Raw genomic sequence first — 18,205 nt, 5'->3', positions numbered from 1 at the left:
CTCGAGTCCGTGCGTGCCGTGCCGCCAGCGCAGGCAATGGCGGTATCGCTGGTGTCAGGCTCCGGCAGGTGCCTGACACCGATGGCGCGACGCCCAGGGATGCCCTGGGGCCGGGGCCTGCTCAATCCAGCGATAGGCCCAGTTGCTCGATCACAGCATCCCAGCGCGCCGTGTCTTTCTGGATGCGCTCGGTCAGGCCCTGCGGGGTAGACGGCGCGGCGGTGAAATACTGCTGGGCCAATTGCTTGCGCACCGCTTCACTGTTGATGATGGCGGCCAGTTCGCGGTTCAGGCGCTCGACGATGGGGGCGGGCGTGCCGGCCGGCGCCAGAATGGCGTTCCATGAAATGGCTTCGAAGCCAGGGTAGCCCTGCTTGTCCATGGTGGGAACGCCTTCAAGCGATTCGCTCGGCTCCAGGCTGGTGATGGCCAGCGCCTTGACCTTGCCGCTGCGCACCTGCGGCATGGCGATGGCGGGCACCATGAAACCGGCCTGCACATCGCCCGCGATGATGGCGCTGATCACCTGCGGGAAACCGGAATAAGGAATATGCGCGAGATCGACCTTGGCCTCGCTCTTGAACATTTCCATGGCCAGGTGAGCCGAGCTGCCCGGCCCCACCGACCCATAGTTCAGCGCGCCATTGCGCTCGCGCGCCAGCTTCACGAAATCGGCCACGTTCTCTACGGGCAGGCTGGCCGGCACCGTCAGCACGTTGGGGCTGGTGGCTACCAGCGTAACGGGCGCCAGGTCTTTCAGCGGATCGTAGCCCAGCGTCTTCTGGTAGAGCCGGGGGGCGGTAACCAGGGGCCCGTTGATGGTGTAGAGCAAGGTGTAGCCGTCGGGCGTGCCCCTGGCCACGATGCGTGTGCCGATATTGCCGCCGGCGCCGGGCTTGTTGTCGACCACGATGGGCTGGCCCAGGGCCTGCGACAGGGGTTCGGATATGGTGCGCGCCAGCAGGTCTGGCGACGAACCCGGCGGAAAAGGCACCACCAGGTGGATCGGCCGCTCGGGCCATTGCGCCATGGCAGCGGCGGGCAGCAAAGCTGCGGCGGTCAGCGCCACCGCAAGTCGGCGCAGCAGCGTACGGGCCCGGAAGGTACGGACGGTAAACATGAAGCAAGCTCCTTTGGTGATAGTCAGGTTTCCAGCCGCGCTTCGCGAGCCAATAGCGCCGATACGGCGGTCATGGGGGCGACGCCTTCGAACAGCACGGCGCAGACTGCCTCGGTAATGGGTAGCTCCACGCCCAGCGCCTGGGCACGCTGCAGGGCCGCGCGGGCGCAACGCACGCCTTCGGCGGTGACGCCGCTGGCCAGCACTTCGTCGAGCTTGCGGCCGGCGCCGATCTCAAGGCCCACGCGGCGATTGCGCGACAGATCGCCGGTGGCGGTCAGCACCAGGTCGCCCAGGCCGGTCAGGCCGGCGAAGGTCTCGGCCTGCGCGCCCAGCGCGACGCCGAAGCGGCTCATCTCGGCCAGGCCGCGAGTGATCAGCGCCGCCCGCGCATTGGTGCCCAGGGCCAGGCCATCTGCAATGCCGCAGGCGATGGCAATTACGTTTTTCAGTGCGCCGCCGACTTCGACGCCGGCGACATCGGTGCTGGCATAGACGCGCACCGGGCCGCCGTGCAGCGCCCGGGTGGCTGCGTCTCGGACGGTTTCATGCGTGCTGGCGATCGTCAGCGCCACGGGCAGGCCCTGTGCGACCTCGCGGGCAAACGACGGGCCGGACAACACGCCCGCGCGGGCTTCGGGCATGCCCGACAGCGCGTCGGCCACGATTTCGTGCGGCAGCCGCGCCGTATCGGCTTCGAAGCCCTTGCAAGTCCAGACGATGGGCGTTTGCGCCAGGCCCAGGGCGGGCAGCCGCGCCGCCAGTTCAAGACAGGTGGCGTGCAGCCCGGCCACGGGCACGCCCAGAATGATCAGCGCGCGTTGCGGATCGGCCGCCAGCGGCGCCAGCGCGGCCGGCAGGTCGCTGGTAACGGCCAGCGCGTCGGGCAGGGCAACGCCCGGCAGGTAACGCGCATTGGTGCGGTCGCCGGCCATGGCGCCGGCCTGGGCCGCGTCGCGCGCCCACAGTACCGTGCGATGGCGGCGGGCGGCGATGGCGGCCAGGGCAGTGCCCCAGCTACCCGCGCCCAGAACGGCGACGCTCAACGAGGCGGGCGCTTGGGTCATGGCGCGGCCGCAGGCTTACTGGCGGGTGGCGCCCGGCGGAAGAATGATGCCGGAATCCGATCCGTTGTCGCCGCCCTGCTGTTGTTGGGCCAGTTCGGCCAGGCGCTGCTCGTACAGGGCCTGGAAATTCACTTCGGCCAGGTGCAGCGCCGGCAGCGACGTGCGGGTAATGGCGTCGGCGACGTTAGCGCGCAGATACGGATACAGCATGGTGGGGCACACGATGCCCAGCAGCGGATCCATCTGCTCTTCCGGAATGTTGGCCAGTTCGAAAATGCCGGCCTGCGTGCCTTCGACCAGGTACAGGACCTTGTCGTTGATGCGAGTCGTGACCGTGGCGGTGACGGTGGATTCGAACACCGTTTCAGCCAGACGCTGACCGCCCACGTTGATGCTTACCTCGACTTGCGGCTGCTCTTGTTCCAGGAACACGTGAGGCGCGTTGGGCATTTCCAGCGACAGGTCTTTCAGGTAGACGCGCTGCAGATTGAACGAAGGCGCGTTGCCTGCTTGCTGGGTGTTTTGATCCTGATCAGCCATGAATATTTCCGTTAGGGTGGGCAAAGAAAAACGACCGGGGCCGGCGGCCCCGCGGTCAGCTTAGTCGCCGAGCAGGGGAGCAAGGCCCCCGGCGCGGTCCAGCGCCATGAGATCATCGCAGCCGCCGACGTGCTTGTCGCCGATGAAAATCTGCGGCACCGTGCGCCGGCCCGTGCGCTGGATCATGATTTCGCGCTGGGACGGGTCCTGGTCGATGCGGACGACTTCAAGGTCGGTGACGCCGCGCTGCTGCAGCAGGCTCTGGGCCCTGGCGCAGTAGGGGCAATAGTCCTTCGAATACATGACAACTTTCGGCATCGCTGGCTCCGGATCAGGGTTTCTGGGTGACGGGCAGGCCGGCAGCGGACCAACCCCGCATGCCGCCTTCCATGACCGCCACTTCCGCGAAACCCTGGGAACGCAGGCGGCTGGCCACGCGTCCGGCATCGCGCCCAGTTTCGCACACCAGCACCAGCGGCTTGTTCTTGGGCAGCGAGCCGGCCTTCTGCTCGAGTTCGGCTGCCGGCATGTTGCGTGCCTGAGGGATATGGCCCGCCCGGAAAGCCTCGGCCGGCCGCACGTCGATCCATACCGCGTGGCGCTGGTTGACCATCTGGATGGCTTCGGAGGTACTGATGCCCTGGCCGGCACGCCCCTTGCGCAGCGCCGGCACAGCCAGCATGATGCCGGACACCAGGGCAACCGCCACGATGAAGATATTGTTCTTATCTACCAAGAATTGCAGAAGATCCACAGAGGTTCCTGAACTGAAATAAGCCGAGCGTGCACAAACGGCGCGCAACCGGCCAATAAACGGTGGCCCGGCCGGCCCTGGCGCGCGGCGCAGGCCGCTTGCCTAGAGAAAACCAGGGGCAAAATCGCTCAATTATAAAATGAGCGCATTCGTCAACTCCAAACCCGCCTGCGAGCGGCTGAAAACCATGTATAAACTCGTACTGATGCGTCACGGCGAAAGCCAGTGGAACCTCGAAAACCGCTTTACGGGCTGGACCGACGTCGATCTTACCGACACCGGCCGTGAACAGGCCCGCAAGGCGGGCGAACTGCTCAAAAAAGAAGGCTACGAGTTCGACCTGGCCTTCACGTCCGTGCTCAAGCGGGCCATCCGCACGCTCTGGATTGCGCTGGACGCCATGGACGCCATGTACACCCCGGTAGGAATCAGCTGGCGGCTGAACGAGCGTCACTATGGCAGCCTGCAGGGTCTGAACAAGGCGGAAACCGCTGCCAAGTATGGCGACGAGCAAGTGCTGGTCTGGCGCCGCGCCTATGCCATCGCGCCCGAGCCGCTGTCGCTCGACGACGAGCGCCATCCCCGCTTTGACAGCCGCTACGCGAAAATCCCGGCCGACCAGCTGCCCGCCACCGAATGCCTGAAAGACACCGTGGCGCGCGTGCTGCCGTTCTGGAACGATTCCATCGCCCCGGCGATCCGGGCCGGCCGCCGCGTGCTGGTGGCCGCGCACGGAAACAGCTTGCGCGCCCTGATCAAGCACCTGGACAATATGTCGGACGACGACATCGTGGGCCTGAATATCCCCACCGGGCAGCCCCTGGTCTACGAACTGGATGACGAGCTGCGCCCGATCCGCCATTATTATCTGGGCGATGCCGCCGAGATCGAAGCCGCGATGGCGGCCGTTGCGGCCCAGGGCAAGGCAAAAAAGGACTGATTCATGCGGTTTGCAGCGGGTTTGCTGTGGGTAGCGGCGGTGGCGGCAACGCCATGGCCGTCGGTCGCGGCGTCTGCGGATCTGTCCCAGCGCCAATCGCAGGCCGAACAGCAGCAGGCCGCGCTGCGCGACCGGCTCGAATCGCTGCAAAAAGAAATCGACGCGCGCGAGTCCGCCCGCAAAGAGGCGGCCGACGCGCTCAAGGCTTCCGAAACCGCCATTTCGCGCATCAATCGCCGCCTGCGCGAGCTGTCCGACGACAATCGCCGCGCCGAAGCGCAACTGGGCGAGCTCGAAAGCCAGATCGGCGCCCAGCAGCAGGCCCTGCAACAGCGCCGCACCGAACTGGCCGACCAACTGCGTACGCAGTACACCAGCGGCCTGTCTCCCTGGGCGGCGCTGCTTTCGGGCGACGACCCGCACGAGCTCGGACGCAACCTGGGATATCTGGGCTACGTCTCTCGCGCGCGCGCCCGCGCCGTGCAGGCGCTGCGTCACGATATCGATCGCCTGGCGCAGCTGCAGCAGCAGGCCGACGCCCGCCGCGCCGATATCCAGGCCATGGCCAAAGAGGCCGAATCGCAGAAAGCCGAGCTCGTGGCCCAGCAGAAAGAGCGCGCCACGCTGTTGGCCCGCCTGGAGGGGCAGATCGCCGCGCAACGGGCCGAGGCCCAGAAGCTGGGCCGCGACGACACGCGGCTGTCCAACCTGATAGGCGAGCTCGAAAAAGCCATCGTCGAACAGGCCGAAGCGGCGCGGCGCGCCGAAGAGGCTCGCTTGCGAGCCGAAGCCGTCCGGCGCGCCCAGGAAGCCCGCCTGGCCGAAGAGGCGCGTCAGAAAGCCGAGGCCGAACGGCGTGCCCAGGCGGCGCGTCAGGCCGAAGAGGCGCGCCGCAGCGCCGAGGCCCGCGATGCCGCCCGGGCGCGGGAGCAGGTCGAGGCGGCGGCTCGCCAGCCGCAGCCCGACCGTCCGCGCGGCCCCGTGGCGGTTGCCGACCCGGATGCCGCGGGGCTGAAGCCGCTCGGATCGGGCCAGACTCGTGTGCTGGCACAGGCCGCGCCCCCCGCGCCTGCGCCCGAGGCCAGTCCGGACCCGCGCCCGGCCCGGCAGCCTGGCAGCGCGGCCGAGCCCGAAGCCCGGGACGAAGACGCCGGCAGCGCCCGGCCGGCTGCCGCGCGCCGCACCGCCGCGCTCCCCCCGGGGGGTGGCGAAGGCCTGCGCCGGGGCCTGCCGCCGCCGGTGCGTGGTACGGTACAGGGTCGATTCGGGGTCGATCGGCCCGATGGCGGGGTCTGGCGCGGTATTGTGCTGCGTACGGCCGCCGGTACGCCGGTCAAGGCGGTGGCCCCGGGCACGGTGGTCTATGCAGACTGGCTGCGGGGGTTCGGCAATCTGATCATCGTCGATCACGGCAAGCAATACATGAGCGTGTACGCCTATAACCAGAGCCTGCTGAAACAGGTTGGGGAACCGGTCGGTGCCGGCGACGCCATCGCCACGGTGGGCGCCACCGGCGGGCAGGTGGAATCGGGCCTATACTTTGAAATTCGCCATCGTGGCGCTCCGGTGGACCCGGCCCAGTGGCTGGCCCTATAACCCGGTATCAATATCAGGAAGTGTGCATGGGCACTCGCAAGTTTCGCGGTTTCGGTCTGGTCGCCATCGGCGCGGTGGCGGGCATTTTGCTCAGCCTGGGCGTCACTGCGCTCGCGCAGCGTGGCAGCCCCCTGCCGCTGGATGAGCTCAGGCAGCTCAGCAATGTGTTTGCCGCCATCAAGAACAACTACGTCGAGGCGGTCGACGACAAGACCCTGATCAACAATGCCATCTCCGGCATGGTGTCCAGCCTAGACCCGCACTCGGCCTACCTGGATGCCGACGCGTTCCGCGATATGCAGACCAGCACCCAGGGCGAATTCGGCGGCCTGGGCATCGAGGTCGGCGCCGAAGACGGTTTCGTCAAGGTCATCTCGCCCATCGAAGACACTCCGGCTGCGCGCGCAGGCGTCCTGGCGGGCGACCTCATCATCAAGATCGACGACACGCCCACCAAGGGCATGTCGCTCAGCGAAGCCGTCAAGCTCATGCGCGGCGCGCCCAAGACGCCTATCACGCTGACCATCATGCGCGCCGACAACCCGCAGCCGGTGGTGGTGCGCATCGTGCGCGACATCATCAAGGTGCGCAGCGTGCGCAGCAAGACGCTCGATGGCGGCGTCGCCTACGTGCGCATCGCGCAATTCCAGGAGAAAACCGGTTCCGACCTGGCCCGCCAGCTCAAAGAGCTGGGCGCCAAGGGCGCCCCCAAGGGCCTGATCCTGGACCTGCGCAATGATCCCGGCGGCCTGCTGACCAGCGCCATCGGCGTGTCCGCAGCGTTCCTGCCGCCCGATGTGCTGGTCGTGTCCACCGATGGCCGCACACCCGATTCACGCCACAAGTACCTGGCCACGCCGGCCGAATATGCGCGCGGCGAAGGCAATTACCTGGCGGGCCTGCCGGCGTGGGTCAAGACGGTGCCCATGGTGGTGCTGGTCAACGTGGGTTCGGCCTCGGCCTCCGAAATCGTGGCCGGCGCGCTGCAAGACCACAAGCGCGCCAAAGTGCTCGGCAACCGCACGTTCGGCAAGGGTTCGGTGCAGATCATCCTGCCGCTCAGCCAGGACACCGGCGTCAAGCTCACCACGTCGCGCTATTTCACGCCCAGCGGCCGCTCCATCCAGGCTACCGGCATCGAGCCCGACTACGTAGTGGCCGACACGGCCGATGGCGACCTGTTCCGCCTGCCGCGCGAAGCCGATCTGCAACGCCACCTGTCCAACAACCAGAGCGACGAGATCAAATCCACGCTCGATCTCGACACGCCGCCGCCCGCGGCCAAGATGTTCGAGTTCGGCGGCAAGGACGACTTCCAGCTGCAGCAGGCCCTGAATCTGCTGGCCGGCAAGCCGGTGCAAAAGGGCAATCTCCGCGCGCAAGCCAAGGCATCGGCCGCGGCGGGCAGCGGCGACCCCGAGCGCCTGACCATCACGCCGTCCGGAGTCGAGCCCGCCAAGGCCAAATGAACGACCAGCAACTGCTGCGCTATGCGCGGCATATCCTGCTCAACGAGCTGGGTATCGAGGGCCAGGAAAAATTCCTGGCCGGCAAGGTCCTGATCATCGGCGCGGGCGGCCTGGGGTCGCCCGCCGCGCTGTACCTGGCCACCGCCGGCGTGGGCGATATCACCCTGGCCGACGACGACACCGTCGAGCTCAGCAACCTGCAGCGCCAGATCCTGCACGTCAATGCCAGCGTGGGCCGGCCCAAGGCCGAATCGGGGCGCGACACGCTGGCGGCGTACAACCCCGAAACCCGTGTCACCGCCCGTGTCGAACGCCTGGACGGCCAACGCCTGGGCGACGCCGTGGCGGCCGCCGACCTGGTGCTCGATTGCACCGACAACTTCACCACCCGGCACGCCATCAACCGGGCTTGCGTGCAGCATCGCAAGCCGCTGGTGTCCGGCGCGGCCATCCGCTTTGACGGCCAGGTCAGCGTGTACGACCTGCGGCGCGACGACTCCCCGTGTTATCACTGCCTGTTTCCCGAGGCCGACGAAGTCGAAGAGGCCAACTGCGCCACTATGGGCGTGTTCGCGCCGCTGGTGGGCATCATCGGCGCCACGCAGGCCGCCGAAGCCCTGAAGCTGCTGGCCGGCATCGGCGAAAGCCTGGCAGGCAGGCTGCTGTGGCTGGACGTGCGTACGATGCAATGGCGCAGCGTCAATGTGCAGCGCGACCCCGAATGCCAGGTGTGCGGCCACAGGGCGCCCGCCGCAGCGGCATAGCCGTCAGCGTCCGCGCAGCGCCGCCACCGCCAGGTCTACGAACGCTCGCGTTTTAGCCGGGGCCTGCCGGCCTTCGGTATAGACCACGTGTATGGGCAGCGGCGGGTCTTCATAATCGGCAAGCACAATCTGCAGGCGCCCTTCGCGCAGGGCCGGCTCGATCTGGTAGTGCAGCAGCCGCGTCAGTGCCAGGCCAGCCATCGCCGTGTCGATGGCCGAATCGTTGGTGTTGAACTGCAGCCAGTTGTGTATGGTGACGCGCTGGTCACCTGCAAAGCGCCATTCCGGCGAACCCCATACCCCCGTCGACGCCGCGATCCGGTGTTTTTTCAGATCGGCGGGCGTCAGCGGAACCCCATGCTGTTCGAAGTACTCGGGCGCGCCACACACCACGCGTCGCACCGTGCCCACCTGTACCGCGGCGAAGCTTGAGTCCTGCAGGTGTCCGATGCGTACCGCCACATCTATGCCTTCGTCGATCAGGTTGACCTGGCGATCGACGAACATCACGCGGCAGTCGACATTGGGGTACTGCTGCACATATTCGTGCACGACCGGCAGCACGTACATGCGTCCGAACAGTACCGGGGCAGTGACCGACAGCGTTCCGGAAGGGGCGGCATAAAAGCCGGCCGCGGCGGCTTCGGCCTCTTCGATGCTGGCCAGGATGCGCCTGCAATCGTCCAGGTATCGTCCGCCGGGCTCCGTGAGTTTTACCGACCGTGTCGTGCGCACGAACAGTCGCGCGCCTATGGCGTCTTCGAGCGCGGCAATGGCGCGTGTCACGGCAGCCGCGCTCATCTGCAGTTGACGGGCCGCCCCCGCGAAACTTGCCGTCTCGGCCACTTTTACGAAGATGCGCATTGCCTGCCAGCGGTCCATTCGGGGCTTCTCCCGCATGTTGATCCGCCTTGTATATTACGTGGCCCGGCCCCGGCCGCCATGGCGCGAAGGGCGGCGCGCTAAAGCGCCAGGTGCACCGCCTGGGCTCGGTCGGCGTCTTGTTGCGCCGGCACCGCGCAGCAGAGCAGCACTTCATCGGCGGCAACCGCGGCGGTCGGTTCCTTCGTATAGGTGATGGCGCCTTTGAGCAGCCGGGTCCTGCAGCTGCCGCAGCTTCCTGTGCGGCAGCCGAAAGCCGGATCCAGGCCGCATGCCTCGGCCAGTTCGAGCAACGAACCCGATCCGGGCGTCCATCGTGACTCTGTTGCCGACTCCAGAAACATCACCGGCACGGGCCCGGCAGCAGGCGCGGGCCGCGCCGGGGCAGGGGACGCGGGCGTGCCCGGGGCATCCGGCGTGCGCACGAGCGACGCCGGGCCGAACGCTTCGGCATGGATGCGCGAGTCGGCCACGCCGTTGCCGCGCAGTCCGTTGTACAGGGCCTGCACGAACGGCGGCGGGCCGCAAAGAAACCAATCGCAGTCGTCAAACGGCAGCCGGCGCGCCAGCAGCGCCATATCGATGCGGCCCGCTGCGTCATAATCTCGGCCTTCCTGCGCGCCGGTTGTGTCGCCAAGCACGCGCACCAGCCGCAGCGCCCCGTGCGACGCGGCGGCCAGCTCGGAAAGTTCGGCATCGAAGGGGCGCTCGGCCTTCGAACGCGCGGCGTAGAACAGCACGACGGGCCGCATGTGTCCGGTGCGCCGGCCTTCATGGATGCTATGGCGCAGCATGGCGAGCAGGGGCGTGATGCCCACGCCGCCCGCCAGCAGCACGGCGGGCCTGTCCGATGCGGCAGACATGGTGAACTGGCCCGCCGGCCTGCCGGCTTCGATGACGTCGCCCGCGCGGATACGGTCGTGCAGGTATTGCGAAACGGTTCCCTGGCGTTTGACGCTGATGCGATAACCTCCGTCTGACGGCGCGACAGACAATGTGTAGGTGCGTATCGCCCGCGCGCCGCCGGGCAGGCCGACGCGTATGGGCAGGTGTTGCCCGGCAATGTGCGGCGGCGCCCCCTGTCCGTCCGCCGGCTCCAGGTGAAATGATCGTATCGATGCGCTTTCGTCAACGATGCGCGTCACCGCAAAAGGCCGCCAGCGTGTCGAGGGTTGGCTGGGGCGCAGCCGTGTTGCGGCTTGCCGCCAGTCGCCCGTCATCAGCGTATGGGGCGACCCGCCTTGCTCGCGGACCGACCAGCGCAGCGGCAATGCGCCGGCGCTTTGCACGACGCGGCGCGGGCGAAAGGTCCACAGGCGCTGCGCCCCCTCGAACGCCGCAATCTCCGGCGAATCCAGGATCACTGCCGCATCGCCGCTCATCTGCAACATGTCGCCCGTCCTGAAGTCCACGAACACCAGGCCCGCCTTGCCGTTGTGCACGATATTGCCCAGTGTGTTGAAGAACAGGTTGCCATCGAAGTCGGGGATGGTAAGCAGCCCGTCTTCGTCGATGCGCACGAAGCCGGGCTTGCCGCCGCGGTGCGATACGTCTACCTGGCGGCGGCTTTCGCGGTCGGCGTACGAGGCCACAAAAAATGTGTCGGACGCCTCGATCAGCGCCCGCGCCGCAGCGTCCAGCCCGTCCAGGCGCACGCGCGGCGCATCCCCGCGCTCGCGAGGGTCGCGCGTGAACGCGAAGTCGCGCAGCTGGATGTAGCGCGGGCAGTTGCCGAAACTCTGGTCGACGTCGACGCGCATCTCATCGTCCAGCGCCGCAATGATTCCGTTCATGCGGTTGCGCCGGCGAGTATGCAATTCGATGCCCAGCAGCCCGATAGACTGGCCGACGCGCAGGCCGGCCGCGGCAGGGTCGCCTTCATCGGCGCGCGCAGCGATGTGCAGCGTCGTCGGCGTGGGCGACGCCATGAACCCCGGCTTGCCGCATACCAGCGTTGCCCAGGCGTCGCCATCGCTATCGACCAAACCCAGCACGACAAAGGGCAACTGCGCATAGAACTCGCGATGCTGGTCGGGCATGTAATCGCGGATCACACGCTGTCCGAGTTCCCGCATGCGCTCGGCCACCCCCAGATTTTCTTGAAGAAAGGTCTCGCCCGCGTGCCAGGCGGGCAGCTTGGGCAGGATGGCTGTCATTGTTGGCGTCCGGTAAGCGTAAGGCGGAAAGCGCTGGGCGTGCCGGCGCCGCTCAGGCCGCCGGTTGTGCAGGGGTGTGGGCAAACGGCACGAAGCCCGGCAGTGCTTCTATCCGGCGCAGCAGGCGGTTTACGGCGGCGTAGCCGTCCAGGTCGACATGGCCTTCAGGTGCGCGCACAACGTAGCTATAGATCGCGATGTCGGCGATCGTGGGATGGCCGGCAGCCAGCCAGTCCCGCCCGGCCAGGTGGTTTTCCAGTTTTTCCAGCAACGCATGCGCCCGGCCGATGACTTCATCGGCATGGAATGGGGCGCCAAACAGCGCCACCAGGCGGGCCGCCCCGGGCCCGTACGCGACTTCGCCGGCCGCGACGGACAGCCAGCGCTGCACCCGGGCGGCGCCTTCCGGATCTTCGGGCAGCCAGTCGGTCCGTCCGGCTTTCTTGGCCAGGTACACCAGGATGGCGTTCGAGTCTGCAACGATCACGCCATCGTCGTCCAGCACGGGAATCTGCCCGAACGGATTCAGCGCCAGGAATTCCGGCGTCTTGTGCTCTCGCCGGGTCACATCGATTTCTATCAGTTCGTGAGGCAACCCCAGCAGTCCAAGGAACAGGCGGGCGCGGTGGGCGTGACCGGAAAGAGGGTGGTGGTAGAGCTTCATCGGGGTCTCCGTCAGAGAGGCCGGCATGTGCCGGGCCATGACGAGAGCTTAGTTACCTCGATGAAAGTCGTGAATATGCTGTTTTGTCACTTGATAATTGCTTTCAACGGAATAATCTGGCTTTCGCGACTAAAGTTCTCAGATAACCTGAAGACATCGTACAATACCGGGATGCTGACCAAGTCGCTAACCCTGACCGAACAGGTCGCCGGCAAGCTGGCGTCCGACATTGCCGCCGGGCGTTACCCGGTGGGCACCAAGTTGCCCGCAGGCAAGGCGCTGTCGCAGCTTTATGGCGTAAGCGCCGCCGTCATCCGCGAGGCCACCGAGCGGCTGCGCGCCCAGGGGCTGGTGCAAAGCCGGCAGGGCGCCGGGTGCACCGTGGTGTCGCGCACGGCCAGTCGGGGCTTCCAGGTGCCCGGCCGGGTCGCGCTCGACCGCGTCCAACTGGCCTGCGTGTATGAACTGCGCATGGAACTCGAAGGCGGCGCGGCGGCCTTGGCCGCCCTGCGCCGCAACGACGCCGACCTCGAAAAAATGGCGGCCTGCCTGGCCGCGCTGGAAAGCCCCGCATACCATGCCGATGAACAGGGCGTGGAGCAGGACATCGGCTTTCACGCGGCCATTGCGGTGGCCACGCACAACACCTACTACCAGCAGTTGCTGCAGTACCTCAACTTGCAAGTGCGCGCCGCCGTACGCATCGCCCGCGAAAACACGCAGCAGCATCAGGCCAACCTTGCCGCCGACGTATATCGCGAACACGTGGCGCTGTACGAGGCCATTGCCGACCGCGACGCGCCGCGCGCACGGGCGGCTGCCGTACGGCATCTGCAGCGCGCCGCCGAGCGGCTGCGGCTCGATTTCTCTTCTATCCAATCCGGGTCTACACCATGAATCCCACTGAATTCCCGCAGCGCCTGGTGCAGGCGCTGGGTCCCGATACCGTGCTGACGGCGGCCGACGATATCGCGCCCTGGCTAAGCGACTGGCGAGGCCTGTACCGAGGCAACGCCCAGGCCGTGGTTCGGCCGCGCCGCACCGAAGACGTCGCACAATGCCTGGCGCTGTGCCAGCAAGAAGGCGTGCCGGTGGTGCCGCGCGGAGGCAACACCGGCATGTGCGGCGGCGCCACGCCCGACCAGGGTGCCGCCAACGTCGTGTTGTCGCTGGACCGCATGAACCAGGTGCGCTCCATCGACACCATCGCCAACACCATGGTGGCCGAAGCGGGCTGCATACTGGGCAACCTGCGCCGCGCCGCCGACGAGGCCGGCCGCCTGCTGCCGCTCAGCCTGGCTGCCGAAGATTCATGCCAGATCGGCGGCAACGTTTCCACCAACGCCGGCGGCGTCAATGTGGTGCGCTACGGCATGACGCGCGAGCTGGTGCTGGGCATCGAAGCGGTGCTGCCCACCGGCGAAATCTTCCATGGCCTGCGCACCCTGCGCAAAGACAACACGGGCTACGACCTGAAGCAGTTGCTGATCGGCGCCGAAGGCACCCTGGGCGTGATCACGGCCGTGGCGCTGCGCCTGTTTCCGCGTACCGGCGTGCGCTCCGTGGTGCTGGCGGCGGTGCAGTCGCCCAGGCAGGCCCTGCAGCTATTGCAGCTGGTGTACGAGCAGTGCGGGCCGCGGCTGCAGGCATACGAATTCTTTACCGGCGAATGTCTTGAACTGGTGCTGGCCCACGCGCAGGGCGTGCAGAATCCTTTCGCGCAGCGCTATCCAGGCTATGTGCTGATCGAACTGGCGGACACGGCCGACGAAACGGCCCTGAATGCGCTGCTGGAGAGCGTGGTCGGCGACGCCCTGGAACGCGAGCTGTGCCTGGACGCCGCCGTGTCCGCGTCGCTTGCGCAACTGCAGGCCATGTGGAAGCTGCGCGAAGAAATCTCCGAATCGCTGCGCGCGGAAGGCCCCCATCTCAAGCACGACATCTCGCTGCCCATCGAGCGCATCCCCGATTTCATGGAATCGGCCGAAGCCAGATTGCGCCAGTCGCATGGCGATGTGCGGCCTTTCATCTTCGGCCATTTCGGCGACGGCAACCTGCATTACAACCTGTCGCGCCCGGCCGGCGCTCCCCGGGAATGGGCGGCCGAACACGGTGCGGCCGTAACCGATGTCGTGCTGGACGAGGTCAATCGCTACGGGGGCAGCATCAGCGCAGAACACGGAATCGGTCAACTCAAGCGCGACCATTTCCTGCATAGCAAGAACCCCCTTGAACTGCGCCTGATGCGCGATATCAAGCGCCTGCTCGACCCTGCGGGCATCCTCAACCCGGGCAAGCTGCTGTAAGTCCGGCGCCCGCCCGGGGCGGCGCAACGCGTTTTGCACATTTACTTGAAGGAAGAGACATATGCATGCCAACTACATCAACGGAGCGTGGGTCGAAGGCATCGACACGCGCAGCAACATCAACCCTTCCAACCTGGCCGACGTAGTGGGCGAGTATGCGCAGGCAGACGCGGCGCAGACCGCCGATGCCATCGCCGCGGCCCGTGCTGCGTCATACGAATGGGCCCGAGCCACCGGCCAGCGTCGGGCCGACATTCTGGATGCGGTGGGCACCGAGATTCTGGCGCGCAAAGAAGAACTGGGCCGTCTGCTGTCGCGCGAAGAAGGCAAGACCTTGCCCGAGGGCATCGGCGAGGCCACGCGCGCGGGCTATATCTTCAAGTTCTTCGCCGGCGAAGCGTTGCGCATCCAGGGCGAAAAGCTGCCCATGACGCGACCGGGCATCGAGGCCGACGTGACCCGCGAACCGGTGGGCGTGGTCGGCATCATTGCGCCGTGGAACTTCCCCATCGCGATTCCCGCCTGGAAAATCGCGCCCGCGCTTGCCTATGGCAATACGGTGGTGTTCAAGCCCGCCGACCTGGTGCCGGGCAGCGCATGGGCGCTGGCCGAAATTCTCAGCCGCGCCGGCCTGCCGCCGGGTGTGTTCAACCTGGTGATGGGCCGTGGCGGCATCGTGGGTCAAACCATCCTTGACGACAAGCGTGTAGACGCGATCAGCTTCACGGGCTCTGTCGCGACCGGCCGCCGCGTGGCCCAGGCCGCGATGATGCGCATGGCCAAGGTGCAGCTGGAAATGGGCGGCAAGAACCCCATGGTGGTGCTCGACGACGCCGATTTGAAGGTTGCGGTAGAAAGCTGCGTCAACGGGGCGTTCTTTTCCACCGGCCAGCGCTGCACCGCCTCCAGCCGTCTGATCGTGCAAAAGGGCATCTATCCGCGCTTTGTCGAGGCCGTGCAGGAACGCCTGAAAACCCTCAAGATCGACGATGCGCTGCTGCCGGGCACCGACATCGGCCCGGTGGTAGACGACAGCCAGCTCGAGCAAAACCTGAAGTACGTACAGATCGGCCGCGACGAAGGCGCCCGGCTTGCCTATGGCGGCGAGCGCGTCAAGCGTGCAGCCGATGGCTACTACATGAATCCGGCGCTGTTCGTCGATTGCGACAACAGCCTGCGCATCAGCCGCGAAGAGATCTTCGGCCCGGTGGCCACCGTCATTCCAGCCGACTCTTTCGAACATGCGCTGGAACTGGCCAACGACACCGAATTCGGCCTGTCGGCGGGCATATGCACCACGTCGCTGAAGTACGCCACGCAGTTCAAGCGCGACGCGCAGGCGGGCATGGTAATGGTCAACTGCCCCACGGCGGGCGTCGATTACCATGTGCCGTTCGGCGGCCGCAAGGGTTCCAGCTACGGCCCGCGCGAGCAAGGCCGCTACGCCGCCGAGTTCTATACCACCGTCAAAACCGCCTACACCGCTGCCTAGATCCGGCATCGCCGGCGCCGCCCGCCACACATAGGTGTCTGACACCTGAAGGTGTCAGACACCACCCGTGACGGCAGACAGGCCGTTCCCAAGGCAACCCGGGTTCCCCCGGTGTCTGACACCTGAAGGTGTCAGACACCCCCCGCGACGGCCAACGGCCTGTTCCCAAGGCAACCTGGGTTCCCCCGGTGTCTGACTCCGAAGGTGTCAGACACCCCCCGCGACGGCCAACGGTCTGTTCCCAAGGCAACCCAGGTTGCCCAGGTGTCTGACTCCGAAGGTGTCAGACACCCCCCCGCGACGGCCAACGGCCCGTTCCCAAGGCAACCCGGGCCCCCCGGTGTCTGACACCTGAAGGTGTCAGACACCACTCGCGACGGCAGACGGTCCGCTTCCAAGGCAACCCAGGTTGCCCAGGTGTCTGACTCCGAAGGTGTCAGACACCCCCCGAGCGATCACGTCTGGTGGTAAATCTCCGCGCCTTTCTTCACGAACTCGACCGCTTTTTCCTGCATACCCTTCTGCAAGGCCTCTTGCTCGGCAACACCTTGCGCTGCTGCGTAGTCGCGTACGTCCTGCGTGATCTTCATGCTGCAGAAGTGCGGGCCGCACATCGAGCAGAAGTGCGCCACCTTCATCGAGTCCTTCGGCAGGGTTTCGTCATGGAACTCGCGGGCGGTGTCGGGGTCCAGCCCGAGGTTGAACTGGTCTTGCCAGCGGAACTCGAAACGCGCTTTCGACAGTGCATTGTCGCGAATCGCCGCGCCCGGATGGCCCTTGGCCAGGTCCGCAGCGTGGGCGGCGATCTTGTACGTGATGATGCCGTCTTTCACGTCTTTCTTGTTGGGCAGGCCCAGGTGTTCCTTCGGCGTCACGTAGCACAGCATCGCGGTGCCATACCAGCCGATCAGCGCGGCGCCGATGCCCGACGTGATGTGGTCGTAACCCGGCGCGATGTCGGTGGTCAGCGGGCCCAGCGTATAGAACGGCGCCTCGTGGCAGTGTTCCAGCTGCAGATCCATGTTTTCCTTGATCATGTGCATGGGCACATGGCCCGGGCCTTCGATCATGACCTGCACATCGTGCTTCCAGGCAACTTGCGTCAGCTCGCCCAGCGTCTTCAATTCGGCGAACTGTGCCTCGTCGTTGGCGTCATAGCCCGAGCCCGGACGCAACCCGTCGCCCAGCGAAAAGCTCACGTCGTACGCCTTCATGATCTCGCAGATTTCTTCGAAGCGCTCGTACAAGAAGCTTTCTTTGTGATGGGCCAGACACCATTTCGCCATGATCGAGCCGCCGCGCGACACGATGCCTGTCATGCGATCGGCCGTCATGGGGATGAACGGCAGGCGCACGCCCGCGTGTATCGTGAAATAGTCCACGCCTTGCTCGGCCTGCTCGATAAGGGTGTCGCGGAAGATCTCCCACGTCAGTTCTTCGGCCTTGCCGTCGACTTTCTCCAGCGCCTGGTAGATGGGTACCGTGCCGATGGGCACAGGCGAATTTCGCACGATCCATTCGCGGGTTTCGTGAATGTGCTTGCCTGTGGAAAGGTCCATCACCGTGTCGCCGCCCCAGCGGATCGCCCAGGTCATTTTTTCGACCTCTTCGGCAATGCCCGAGCTGACGGCCGAATTGCCGATGTTGGCGTTGATCTTGACCAGGAAGTTGCGGCCGATGGCCATCGGCTCGATTTCCGGATGGTTGATGTTGGCCGGAATAATGGCCCGACCGCGCGCAACTTCCGAGCGCACGAATTCCGGCGTGATCACATCGGGAATGGATGCGCCGAACGACTGCCCGGGGTGCTGGCGCGTCAGGCGGCGCGCCAGCTTCTCGCCGTCGGGGCCGCTGGCGCGCAGGGTCTCCAGGTAATGTTCGCGGCGCAGATTCTCGCGTATGGCCACGAACTCCATTTCCGGCGTAATGATGCCGCGGCGTGCGTAGTGCATCTGCGTGACATTTGCGCCCGCCTTGGCGCGGCGCGGCGGGCGCTGCAAGTCAAAGCGCATGGCGGTCAGCTTCGGGTCGTTCAGGCGCTCGCGGCCGTATGCGCTGGACGGTCCGTCCAGCAGTTCGGTGTCGCCGCGCTCTTCAATCCAGGCTTTGCGCAGGGCCGGCAGCCCGCGGCGGATGTCGATACGAACGTCCGGATCGGTATAGGGGCCGCTCGTGTCGTACACCGTCAGGGGCGGATTCTTCTCGCCGCCAAACATGGTGGGCGTGTCGTCCTGCGCGATTTCGCGAAACGGCACGCGGATATCCGGACGCGTGCCGGTTTCGTACACTTTGCGGGATTGGGGAAGCGGCGTGACGGCAGCGGCATCGACTTCCGCCGTGGCTGCCAGGAACTTGGGATTGGCGTTCATGGAAAGCTCCAATGGTGAATTTGGAGCCGAATCGGGAAGGATTCCGAGCTGGACCGGCCGGAAAGGCCGTGTGCGCCAGGTACGGA

Annotated in this window: 16 protein-coding genes; 7 read left to right on the top strand and 9 right to left on the bottom strand. The window is 66.3% G+C overall.

Annotated features, from left to right (window positions below; translation table 11 throughout):
- Positions 1-121 precede the first annotated feature (121 nt).
- The 5 genes from CAL18_RS17060 to CAL18_RS17040 are packed head-to-tail and all read right to left on the bottom strand — an operon-like array spanning position 122 to position 3,481.
- Positions 122-1,120: a Bug family tripartite tricarboxylate transporter substrate binding protein gene (locus CAL18_RS17060; protein ID WP_026639884.1), complete on the bottom strand. Its 999-nt coding sequence runs from the start codon at positions 1,118-1,120 to the stop codon at positions 122-124.
- A gap of 23 nt (positions 1,121-1,143) precedes the next feature.
- Positions 1,144-2,187, bottom strand: coding sequence for an NAD(P)H-dependent glycerol-3-phosphate dehydrogenase (locus CAL18_RS17055; protein ID WP_094818392.1), 1,044 nt, complete (start codon positions 2,185-2,187; stop codon positions 1,144-1,146).
- 15 nt (positions 2,188-2,202) lie between these two features.
- Positions 2,203-2,727 carry a protein-export chaperone SecB gene (gene secB / locus CAL18_RS17050; RefSeq protein ID WP_026639882.1) on the bottom strand — a complete coding sequence of 175 codons (525 nt, stop codon included), beginning with the start codon at positions 2,725-2,727 and terminating at the stop codon, positions 2,203-2,205.
- A 60-nt stretch (positions 2,728-2,787) separates the two neighbouring features.
- Positions 2,788-3,045 carry a glutaredoxin 3 gene (grxC, locus tag CAL18_RS17045; RefSeq protein WP_026639881.1) on the bottom strand — a complete coding sequence of 86 codons (258 nt, stop codon included), beginning with the start codon at positions 3,043-3,045 and terminating at the stop codon, positions 2,788-2,790.
- Positions 3,046-3,058: 13 nt separating this feature from the next.
- On the bottom strand, positions 3,059-3,481 hold the full coding sequence (locus CAL18_RS17040; RefSeq protein ID WP_026639880.1) for a rhodanese-like domain-containing protein: 423 nt from the start codon (positions 3,479-3,481) through the stop codon (positions 3,059-3,061).
- Positions 3,482-3,668: 187 nt separating this feature from the next.
- Between CAL18_RS17040 and gpmA the strand changes: the two genes are divergently transcribed.
- From gpmA to CAL18_RS17020, 4 genes are read left to right on the top strand one after another with little or no spacing between them, the layout of a single operon-like run.
- Positions 3,669-4,421 (top strand): 2,3-diphosphoglycerate-dependent phosphoglycerate mutase, encoded by a 753-nt coding sequence (gpmA, locus tag CAL18_RS17035; protein WP_094818557.1) that lies wholly within the window; start codon positions 3,669-3,671, stop codon positions 4,419-4,421.
- 3 nt (positions 4,422-4,424) lie between these two features.
- A complete protein-coding gene (locus CAL18_RS17030) occupies positions 4,425-6,017 on the top strand; it encodes a murein hydrolase activator EnvC family protein (protein WP_094818391.1) in 1,593 nt (530 codons plus the stop codon).
- Positions 6,018-6,043: 26 nt separating this feature from the next.
- Positions 6,044-7,486, top strand: a complete 1,443-nt coding sequence (locus CAL18_RS17025; RefSeq protein WP_094818390.1) for a S41 family peptidase — start codon at positions 6,044-6,046, stop codon at positions 7,484-7,486.
- A complete protein-coding gene (locus CAL18_RS17020) occupies positions 7,483-8,250 on the top strand; it encodes a HesA/MoeB/ThiF family protein (protein ID WP_026639876.1) in 768 nt (255 codons plus the stop codon). Before CAL18_RS17025 ends, CAL18_RS17020 begins: the two co-directional genes overlap by 4 nt.
- Positions 8,251-8,253: 3 nt before the next feature.
- Here the strand turns inward: CAL18_RS17020 and CAL18_RS17015 are convergent, their stop codons facing one another.
- The 3 genes from CAL18_RS17015 to CAL18_RS17005 form a co-directional block, all read right to left on the bottom strand.
- Positions 8,254-9,132, bottom strand: a complete 879-nt coding sequence (locus tag CAL18_RS17015; protein WP_094818389.1) for a LysR family transcriptional regulator — start codon at positions 9,130-9,132, stop codon at positions 8,254-8,256.
- An 80-nt stretch (positions 9,133-9,212) separates the two neighbouring features.
- Positions 9,213-11,288 carry a pyridoxamine 5'-phosphate oxidase family protein gene (locus tag CAL18_RS17010; RefSeq protein WP_094818388.1) on the bottom strand — a complete coding sequence of 692 codons (2,076 nt, stop codon included), beginning with the start codon at positions 11,286-11,288 and terminating at the stop codon, positions 9,213-9,215.
- A 52-nt stretch (positions 11,289-11,340) separates the two neighbouring features.
- Complete coding sequence (locus CAL18_RS17005; RefSeq protein WP_026639873.1) at positions 11,341-11,952, bottom strand: glutathione S-transferase family protein; 612 nt, start codon at positions 11,950-11,952, stop codon at positions 11,341-11,343.
- A 171-nt stretch (positions 11,953-12,123) separates the two neighbouring features.
- Between CAL18_RS17005 and CAL18_RS17000 the strand changes: the two genes are divergently transcribed.
- The 3 genes from CAL18_RS17000 to CAL18_RS16990 all read left to right on the top strand — a co-directional run bounded on the left by CAL18_RS17000 (position 12,124) and on the right by CAL18_RS16990 (position 15,750).
- Positions 12,124-12,849 carry a FadR/GntR family transcriptional regulator gene (locus CAL18_RS17000; protein WP_094797515.1) on the top strand — a complete coding sequence of 242 codons (726 nt, stop codon included), beginning with the start codon at positions 12,124-12,126 and terminating at the stop codon, positions 12,847-12,849.
- On the top strand, positions 12,846-14,258 hold the full coding sequence (locus CAL18_RS16995; protein ID WP_094797514.1) for an FAD-binding oxidoreductase: 1,413 nt from the start codon (positions 12,846-12,848) through the stop codon (positions 14,256-14,258). Before CAL18_RS17000 ends, CAL18_RS16995 begins: the two co-directional genes overlap by 4 nt.
- Positions 14,259-14,319: 61 nt before the next feature.
- Positions 14,320-15,750, top strand: coding sequence for an aldehyde dehydrogenase family protein (locus tag CAL18_RS16990; protein WP_094818387.1), 1,431 nt, complete (start codon positions 14,320-14,322; stop codon positions 15,748-15,750).
- Positions 15,751-16,205: 455 nt separating this feature from the next.
- On the opposite strand, the gene thiC is transcribed toward CAL18_RS16990, so the two are convergent.
- Complete coding sequence (gene thiC, locus CAL18_RS16985) at positions 16,206-18,119, bottom strand: phosphomethylpyrimidine synthase ThiC (RefSeq protein WP_094797512.1); 1,914 nt, start codon at positions 18,117-18,119, stop codon at positions 16,206-16,208.
- Positions 18,120-18,205 lie beyond the last annotated feature (86 nt).

The sequence above is a fragment of the Bordetella genomosp. 7 genome, from assembly GCF_002261415.1.
In the GTDB taxonomy this organism is placed as follows: domain Bacteria; phylum Pseudomonadota; class Gammaproteobacteria; order Burkholderiales; family Burkholderiaceae_B; genus Bordetella_A.
Note: the sequence above shows the minus strand (reverse complement) of the source record. Positions and strands in the feature narration are given on the sequence as shown.

What these genes read in the sequence shown, in the direction of transcription:
- CAL18_RS17055 (WP_094818392.1), bottom strand. Translation starts at nt 2,187, where the DNA reads ATGACCCAAGCGCCCGCCTCGTTGAGCGTCGCCGTTCTGGGCGCGGGT.
- CAL18_RS17020 (WP_026639876.1), top strand. Translation starts at nt 7,483, where the DNA reads ATGAACGACCAGCAACTGCTGCGCTATGCGCGGCATATCCTGCTCAAC.
- grxC (WP_026639881.1), bottom strand. Translation starts at nt 3,045, where the DNA reads ATGCCGAAAGTTGTCATGTATTCGAAGGACTATTGCCCCTACTGCGCC.
- CAL18_RS16995 (WP_094797514.1), top strand. Translation starts at nt 12,846, where the DNA reads ATGAATCCCACTGAATTCCCGCAGCGCCTGGTGCAGGCGCTGGGTCCC.
- CAL18_RS17010 (WP_094818388.1), bottom strand. Translation starts at nt 11,288, where the DNA reads ATGACAGCCATCCTGCCCAAGCTGCCCGCCTGGCACGCGGGCGAGACC.
- CAL18_RS17005 (WP_026639873.1), bottom strand. Translation starts at nt 11,952, where the DNA reads ATGAAGCTCTACCACCACCCTCTTTCCGGTCACGCCCACCGCGCCCGC.
- secB (WP_026639882.1), bottom strand. Translation starts at nt 2,727, where the DNA reads ATGGCTGATCAGGATCAAAACACCCAGCAAGCAGGCAACGCGCCTTCG.
- CAL18_RS17000 (WP_094797515.1), top strand. Translation starts at nt 12,124, where the DNA reads ATGCTGACCAAGTCGCTAACCCTGACCGAACAGGTCGCCGGCAAGCTG.
- gpmA (WP_094818557.1), top strand. Translation starts at nt 3,669, where the DNA reads ATGTATAAACTCGTACTGATGCGTCACGGCGAAAGCCAGTGGAACCTC.
- thiC (WP_094797512.1), bottom strand. Translation starts at nt 18,119, where the DNA reads ATGAACGCCAATCCCAAGTTCCTGGCAGCCACGGCGGAAGTCGATGCC.
- CAL18_RS16990 (WP_094818387.1), top strand. Translation starts at nt 14,320, where the DNA reads ATGCATGCCAACTACATCAACGGAGCGTGGGTCGAAGGCATCGACACG.
- CAL18_RS17015 (WP_094818389.1), bottom strand. Translation starts at nt 9,132, where the DNA reads ATGGACCGCTGGCAGGCAATGCGCATCTTCGTAAAAGTGGCCGAGACG.
- CAL18_RS17025 (WP_094818390.1), top strand. Translation starts at nt 6,044, where the DNA reads ATGGGCACTCGCAAGTTTCGCGGTTTCGGTCTGGTCGCCATCGGCGCG.
- CAL18_RS17060 (WP_026639884.1), bottom strand. Translation starts at nt 1,120, where the DNA reads ATGTTTACCGTCCGTACCTTCCGGGCCCGTACGCTGCTGCGCCGACTT.
- CAL18_RS17030 (WP_094818391.1), top strand. Translation starts at nt 4,425, where the DNA reads ATGCGGTTTGCAGCGGGTTTGCTGTGGGTAGCGGCGGTGGCGGCAACG.